This window comes from Coprococcus intestinihominis (genome assembly GCF_040096555.1).
In the GTDB taxonomy this organism is placed as follows: Bacteria; Bacillota; Clostridia; order Lachnospirales; family Lachnospiraceae; genus Coprococcus_A; species Coprococcus_A intestinihominis.
The window spans coordinates 1-7,784 of sequence record NZ_JBBMEK010000155.1; the positions used below are offsets into that span (position 1 = coordinate 1).

General features: G+C 36.6%; 6 protein-coding genes and 2 pseudogenes. All 8 read right to left on the minus strand.

Annotation, left to right across the window (positions count from 1 at the left end):
- Positions 1 to 112 precede the first annotated feature (112 nt).
- The 8 genes and pseudogenes from tnpA to WMO25_RS11745 all read right to left on the minus strand — a co-directional run bounded on the left by tnpA (position 113) and on the right by WMO25_RS11745 (position 7,560).
- A complete protein-coding gene (gene tnpA / locus WMO25_RS11710; RefSeq protein ID WP_349085470.1) occupies positions 113 to 523 on the minus strand; it encodes an IS66 family insertion sequence element accessory protein TnpA in 411 nt (136 codons plus the stop codon).
- Positions 524 to 650: 127 nt separating this feature from the next.
- Positions 651 to 1,814, minus strand: a complete 1,164-nt coding sequence (locus WMO25_RS11715) for a glycosyltransferase family 4 protein (protein ID WP_349085472.1) — start codon at positions 1,812 to 1,814, stop codon at positions 651 to 653.
- A gap of 32 nt (positions 1,815 to 1,846) precedes the next feature.
- On the minus strand, positions 1,847 to 2,776 hold the full coding sequence (locus WMO25_RS11720; protein ID WP_349085473.1) for a glycosyltransferase family 8 protein: 930 nt from the start codon (positions 2,774 to 2,776) through the stop codon (positions 1,847 to 1,849).
- A 17-nt stretch (positions 2,777 to 2,793) separates the two neighbouring features.
- A pseudogene (locus WMO25_RS11725) lies at positions 2,794 to 3,096 on the minus strand (hypothetical protein); the annotation flags it as partial.
- 240 nt (positions 3,097 to 3,336) lie between these two features.
- Positions 3,337 to 3,620 (minus strand): annotated as a pseudogene (locus WMO25_RS11730) (dTDP-4-dehydrorhamnose 3,5-epimerase family protein); the annotation flags it as partial.
- A gap of 143 nt (positions 3,621 to 3,763) precedes the next feature.
- Positions 3,764 to 5,242, minus strand: coding sequence for a flippase (locus WMO25_RS11735; protein WP_349085475.1), 1,479 nt, complete (start codon positions 5,240 to 5,242; stop codon positions 3,764 to 3,766).
- On the minus strand, positions 5,193 to 6,524 hold the full coding sequence (locus tag WMO25_RS11740; protein WP_349085476.1) for an O-antigen ligase family protein: 1,332 nt from the start codon (positions 6,522 to 6,524) through the stop codon (positions 5,193 to 5,195). The genes WMO25_RS11735 and WMO25_RS11740 overlap by 50 nt, the downstream gene beginning before the upstream one ends.
- Complete coding sequence (locus WMO25_RS11745; protein WP_349085477.1) at positions 6,493 to 7,560, minus strand: glycosyltransferase family 4 protein; 1,068 nt, start codon at positions 7,558 to 7,560, stop codon at positions 6,493 to 6,495. The genes WMO25_RS11740 and WMO25_RS11745 overlap by 32 nt, the downstream gene beginning before the upstream one ends.
- Positions 7,561 to 7,784: the final 224 nt, after the last annotated feature.

A 7,784-nucleotide genomic window follows, 5' to 3' on the forward strand; every position in this document is an offset into this window, starting at 1 on the left:
CTTTTTTGTGAAGAAGTGAGTAAATATCTTTATATCCAGAAAAGATGAGGATAAAAATATCGTGAGGATAAGCCGCAGACAATGTAGATTTTTTCGAGGCCGGAGATATCACCTAACATGAGGTCTCCCGGATCAGGCGGAGTGTCCTGGTGAGCAGGACAGGATCGGCATCATTGCTGATGCGGATTGTCACATCATTCATGGACACTTCAATCGTATGTGAATTGTCAAGGTTCGTTTGGTGCATCTGCGATGCTATATGCTGTTCCGGAAGGTGATCCGAAACAATGTCAATGGGAACCACGTCCTGCTTTGAGCGAGGAATCTCACAATGACCATAATTCGGTGCTGGGATCTGATCCGCTGCTGCTTTCCTGCAACGGCTGACCCAGTTATAAAAAGTGCTTACTGCGATGTCGTTTTCACGGCACCAGTCAGCATCTGTCATACCGCTTTGGCGGCATTCATTGATAAGCCTGATCTGTTCCGCCATCGGAACACGGGCTTTGCGAGTAGTTGCCATAACCTATCCTCCGTAATTGTAGTGAAATAGTTTAAATATCTTTCGCCTACAATTATAGAGGAAATCAGAGTATTAGAAAATCCGCAGGAATATTTGGCGCTTACCGTTTATAAAAGATTTATGAAATTCACTTGAATTTTCGTGCCCCTGAGCTCATTAACCCCTTACCGAATGGTTTTGACAGGTTAGACTTTGGATTACACAGATCATTAAACATATCAACCCATTGATCAATAATTGTTTTTTTATCAAATTTTTCCATATTGTTTTGTGAATTATTTGTAAATTTTTCCAATAATGACGGAGTTTTCATAAGTTTACTGAGTTTTGCAGCGAAATCATCAATATCAAACGGTTCAATCAAATAACCGTTAATATCTTGTTCCACAATCTCGCTTGGACCACATTTAATATTAAAACTAACAATTGGTAAACCATAAGCTTGCGCCTCTAGCAAAACCAATCCAAAACCTTCCATTCTACTAGTCATTACATAAATTGAAGAATCTTTATAAAATCTATCTATTTTTTTTGTGAATGGATACCATTCTACTCTTTCTATTTCTAACTCTTCCGCTTGTTTATGTAGCGCAACTTCTTTAGAACCGCTACCTACAATTTGCAATGTCCAATCATTTAATTCTTGATCCTCTTCAATTTTTCTCCAGATTTGAAGCAAAAAATCAAATCCTTTTTGATCTTCCAATCTACCAATTGCAAGTATTTTTTTCTTATTTCTATTAAATTGAGGAGGATTTGAATCAAAGCATGAGTAATTGTATATAGTCTTTAGTTTCTTCTCTGAACATCTAGCATTCTTCCAGTTCTGGCAATCTTGTTCGCTAAGCACCACTACGACATCACTAATAATTGCAGATATTTTTCTTGCAAACCATCTTGATGTATATTTTGCATCACTACAATAATTGAAATGTTCCCATGAAATTAATTTTGTATGTTTGCGCCTCAGAGAAAAAACTAGTGGAATAAAAAGAAGGGTTTTAAGGGTATCCACAACAACAAATACATCATAGTCATTTGTATTTATCTCTCTTCTAAGACAGTTTATAGTTTTAATTCGGCGTTTAAGGCTATGCTCTAATTTGTTGTCATTGAATTTAACAATCTTGATAGCAGGCAATATAGAATACTTTGCTTCCCTATTGCTGGCATTTACTGTGATTATAGTTGTATTTATTCCTCGTTCTGCAAGTTGATTTGCTAATTCAACAGTACATCTCTCTGTACCACCATCTTTTGTTATATCGTCAATAAATAATGCTATTTTCATAATCTCACCTCATTTTGATACACGGTAAAGAACTACTTGTTATCCAAATTCTCACTTGGTGAAGGTAACTGATCCGTATATCCGCGTAATCCCAATCTTCTAAGAAAAAAACCTTTCACAATACTGCACCATGTTCTAACATACGGCTTATGCCTCCAATACGCGTCCTGTTGTTCCCTGGTCATATACTTTTGCAAGTAATTCCAATACTCTCGCAGATAAAACATGCAATACTCTTTTTTCCACGGTTTGTTCGCAGTTATAAAATGCACTACAACCGCATTCTGAAGTTCCTCTGGATTTTTTAGTTTATGCATAACGCTGTTAGCCGCACCGTAATTATATTTCTTGTGTATCTCCTTGATTCTCCCTTCATAGATTATATTTAATATATCTTGATCCGGATAAATCAGCAGAAACTCCCTGGAGATTTTATCAATACAGGAAAGCAGTTCTTCCTGACTCATCTTCTCTCTGATACGTTCAAGCTGCAAAAGCTGCACACCAGAATTGAAATATTCCCCCTTAAGCCTTAATCGCGCAATGCTCTCCCTGCGAATTTCTTTATTCATATCATGCGCAGCTCCTACAAGATTATCCTCCAAATCGAAATCATATAATTCACTGAGACTACCTCTAACCAGGATATCGCAATCCAGATACAAGACTCGTTCACAGTCCGGCAACATCCAGGGAAGGAATAAACGATAGTACATTTCTTCCGAAAAATGCATATGGCAGGGTAACTCTGCAGCTATAGTTCTAAAGTGCTCCTTAATTTTTACTGGATAGAACTTCCACCCATATTCATTGGTCTGTTTATTCAGCGCGCCAAGATTATTCTCTGTTACTGTATGATAAACAAACCATAAGGCAACATTTCTGTTATGTACAGCAATACTATCTATCAGTATTCTCGCCGGAACGATATAGTCATCATTGCAATTTATCACTATGTTCATTCAATTCTCCTCCAAGACTAGCATCGTTTTTTAGCTTTTTTCAACTGTTCAATATAAATATTCTCCAGAATAGTTACGGTGTTGTTTATATTGTGGCGTGCAATCTGATGCGCATGTTCTTTCTGATAGATTTTTCGCTGCTCGTCGGTCATATAGGACAAATTTCGCATTGCATTCACCCAAATTTTCGGTTCATCTTCAATAGAAACCCAGCAGATATTGACAAAGTCCACTTCAGTTGTAATCTTATCAGATACAATACAGGGCAGTCCGGACATCTGTGCCTCGAGCAAAACAATTGGAAGGCCTTCGTATTTGTACGGGAACGCAAAATGTGCATTGCAGAATACAGCTTTGAAGGATTATCCGTTTTTCCCCAGAAGACAATACGGTCACTGCATGCGGTTCGTTTGGCCTGTTCTCTGGCAGCATCAATAATGCGCTCTAATTCGCGCATACTAGAACATTGTGTTATCTATCTTATTATGACTATTATTTTATTCAAACCAAGGCTATATACTTATAGAGACTACATCTAGCAATGTTCTTACTCAATCTCATTAAAACTTAAAAGTATCCTTCAGCCCAAGCCACTTCTGGTCCTTATCGCTCAGGTTCAGCTTCGTACCGTCTGCCAGCGTGTAGCCCTCTGCACTTCCGGCCACTCAATGCCGATTTCCGGGTCATTCCAAGCCATGCCACCCTCATCATTCGGATGCCAGAAATCATTGACCTTGTAGCAGAACTCAGCCTCATCGCTCAAAACCAGGAAGCCGTGCGCAAAGCCTTCCGGAATGAGGAACTGCTTCTTGTTCTCGGCAGAAAGGATCACACCATACCACTTAGTTCCTTTCCAGGCAGGATTTCCACTTGCATTATTTCAAGCCATTGCAGGGCGCACTACCTGACACTTTTTACCCCTCATTCTGAGTCCAGGAGATCAAAAATTGTATTTTTCACCGCAGATTTGGGAGATCTCAGACATCTTTATTTGAATATACGACATAATACTTGTCCACCATATTTTACTATAAGTTCATCTCTAAACACCAGTAACGTTATTAAGTATATTCCGAAAAACGAAATACAGGTCGCAATCATAGTGATAAATGCACTCTCAACGAAAAACAAATTCTTGACAGCAAACAGTGCAATCAGCGCAATTACATTTGCAAGTATAATCTTTCTGTACGACACAGCCACAAATGCGCTTTTCAACTCAATCCATGCGAATTTCACCTGAATTATTGCAACTAAGCATTCAGCCAACACTGTAGCCACTGATGCCCCAGCAGCTCCCCATAAAGGTATCATAACTGTATTTGCAACAAAATTTATGCACGCACCACAAATTGTGGAATACATGGTGAATTTCTCTTTTCCTAAAGGCGTTAGTACCTGCTGGCACGCAATATTTCCAATTCCAAGTGGAATAATCGCAAATGTAATAATCCGCATACAGCATACAGCCGATGCGTACGAATTTCCTCCAAGTATCTGTATTGTTTCTGGCGCCATCACCATAAAGTATAAAGCAAGTGAAGCGGATGCAATGATTACAAAATGTAATGATTTCTTAAGGTACTCCATGAATCTTCGTTCTTGTCCATTATTAAGGCAATATGCAATTCTCGGCAACAATACTGGACCTAACGCAGAAATTGTAGTAGCCAAAACCATTTTAATTTTAGTAGAAAGTGAATAATAAGCAACTTCTTCATCACTTGATAGAAATCCAAGCATAACAGTATCCATGCTTGTGTAGACCGAAACCGCTACAGACAAGGCAAAAAATGTCCAAATCGGTTTCATGTGCTGTCTAAAATTATATTCGCCTCTATAACTTTTCCTTGTAAGAAATTTTCTAGCGTTCCATAAATTCAAAACATTAGAACCGCCCGCACTAAACACTTGCAATGCCCCATACAAAATATAATCAGAAGGGTCATGTATCATAACAAACATCAAAATCACGGATATGATTTTAAACGTTATATTTCTAATGGTGATATATTGATACTGTTCAATTGCTTGATATAGCCATTCCATCCCCATTAGATTAAGAAATAGCGTCATTGAATTAATTAGCATCAAGGTGGAATCTTCATGTAATTTCGGAACCAACATGATTCCTATAACGAGGAATAAATATGATACAATAGCAGCTCCCCCATTAATCACGACAAGTTCATGAACAGTTTTTGTCAATTTATCTTTATTATCTCTGCACGCTGCACAAGCTCGAATCCCATAAGTAGGGATCCCGAGTTGGGCAAACATAGAAAAATAGCTAACAACCGATGCTGCGAAAGCAACCTTTCCATTCCCTATGGTTCCTAATGTTCGAGTAATATATGGTAACGTAATAAGAGGGAATATATATTGCGAAATTTTAAGGATTATGTTCATTACAAAGTTATACTTTACGCTGTGTATCTGAATATTCTTTTCCTTTTTTTCCATCATCTATCTCCAATTTTTCAATTTTTATATTGGATACATATGTCTCTTGAAAATCGCTCAAAAAGATAAAAATCATATATAGCAACACCATCACTGGATAATTTAGTCCTTCATAGAAAAACATACATATTGCATTACCTATCAAGCATAAAGATACTGCGATTTGTATTTTATTAATCTTGTTTGATGTTGTAAAACGTTTAAACGCCATGGCAATTACATAGAAGATTAGTATTAGTCCAACTAAACCAGTCTCATGTATCAAAGTGATATACTGATTGTCAATTGCTGCACTCCATGTGAATGTCCCGAACTTTTTAATAGGATTGTATTTTAAAAATAACAAACCATAGTTTTTTCCTCGTCCAAAAAACAAATCTCCAATGTGGCTCTTCCAATATTCAAATGAATTCAATATTATCTCTATTCTAACTATATGGCCCTCTCCTGCTTCTAATGAGCCTTGTATTCTTGTACTGATAAACCTTACAATTTCAGCTGCAACATTGTATCCAAGGGCTATTGATACCATAAAGGCTATCCCCACAGCAAGCATGCCATAAATGAGATATGACCGGTCAATTCTATGGGAATGGAATTTTAAAAGATAAATAAATAGTACAACGGCAGCAGCAATCCAAGCACTTCTAGATTGTGTTAAAATAATTGCCGAAACAACACCAATAATCGCAACAACTTGTGTTCTTTTCTTACGAATCGGAAAGACGATTGTCAATATTAAGGTTATTAGTAAAAAACAAGAGCATACTATCGGATGGTTAAAAAAACCAACCACTCTTGTAGTTCCTTCTGTTAGTCCTTTTCCTAGGATTGATGCCCAAATATGTTTTTTACTTAATGCTTCAACGAGACAAAAAGCAGATAAAACAAGACCAAAATTTCTCAAAAAAATCAAAAATTTCTCAGCATTGATATTTACTATTGTGAATTTCAGGCATGTATAAATTATGAAATACTGAATAAACAAATTAATTGTGTAATTCGGGTCAAAATTATCCCCAAAATTCAGTAGTGTTATAATTAAAAGATATACTCCATAAAATAATACAACTTTTTCACATTTCCCAGGCTTATGAAAGATTAATCCCTTTGCTGTTGGAATCAGTAATAGTAATAGTGTTATTGGTAAATTATTTAGAGGCCCATTTTGGAGTAAAATAATCGCCACAATAATCCAGCACAAAAAGGATGTTCTTCCTATTGTTAAACCATGCTCTATCTTTTCCACGTTCCTAATCCCTTTCAACTCTTCTAATGTAATCATTTAAAATGTCCATGGCATTACCCCATGAAAAAGACTTTGCGCATTGTTCTCCGTTGGTTGCAATTCTATTTCTGAGGCCTGAATTATCTATCAATCTTATAACGTTATTTACTAGTGAATTTACATCAGCAACTGGTGAAAGTAACGCATTTTTTTCATTTATTGCATATTCTTTTACACCATCATACTCTGTGCTAACCAAAGCTGCGCCACAGGCCATAGCCTCCAAACCTGTCAGACCATATCCCTCACAAACTGTTGCACACAAAAAAACTGCAACATTATTATAAATCTCAACAGTTTGTTCCTGCGATGCATTCAGTGTAAAATCAATCCACTGTGGTATTTCAAACGATGGTTTTGAAGTACCAAACATCTTGACTTTAAGATCGGGATATATTTTCTTTAATTGCAATATTGCTTCGTAAGCATACTTGAACCCTTTATGCTCTGCCTCATGATAAAGTACACCAATAGTATGACTGTTTCTCTTATCTATTTGCTTTATAACTTTGTAAACATGTGTATCAATAGGATTTTTCAAAACAAGTGAAGGCTTTTGTGCGTGTTGGTCAACAATGTCCTTTAACCAACCGGCTATTACGATATTATCAAGTCCCAACGAAAAAGTTTTGTTAATTTCATTTTCTGGATACACCCATTTTTCATAGCCTTGTATAAAATACGCTTTTTTTGCACTTGGAAAAAATTGTAACGTCTTTTCGACTGTATCCACACCTGTTGCTATCGCCAACTCATACCGTTGCATTATCTTTTTTATACCAGTTTTGGTACTACTATATTTTTTGACTTTTTTATCAAGTACAAACCATTTGGGTTCAACAATTGTAAATATCTCTATTGCCGTCTTCCGTATTGAACTTGGCATTTTGAATCTGCTCAGAGCGTTATCATTCAAATAAAGTATTCCAATATCGTGTCCCTCCGCAGAAAGCCTATTTGCATACTCATAAACCATTTTATACCCGCCTATTGGCTTCTTTAGCATTTGCGGTAAAACAAAACATATTTTCATCTTAGCGAACTCCTCTTAGTATAGATTAAAGAGTACCCTCACACGGTATGATCTTAATAATTGTTTAGGCATGTCATTTATAGACTCGTTACATAAAATAGCCATCTTACAACGTATTGAATGTCTGTACTTTGACACGCGTTCTAAAAATGACTTTTCCTCATCACTCATATTTTTTATATTATTAAGCATTTCACACGCAACCGTTGCCATGGAGTGAGTGC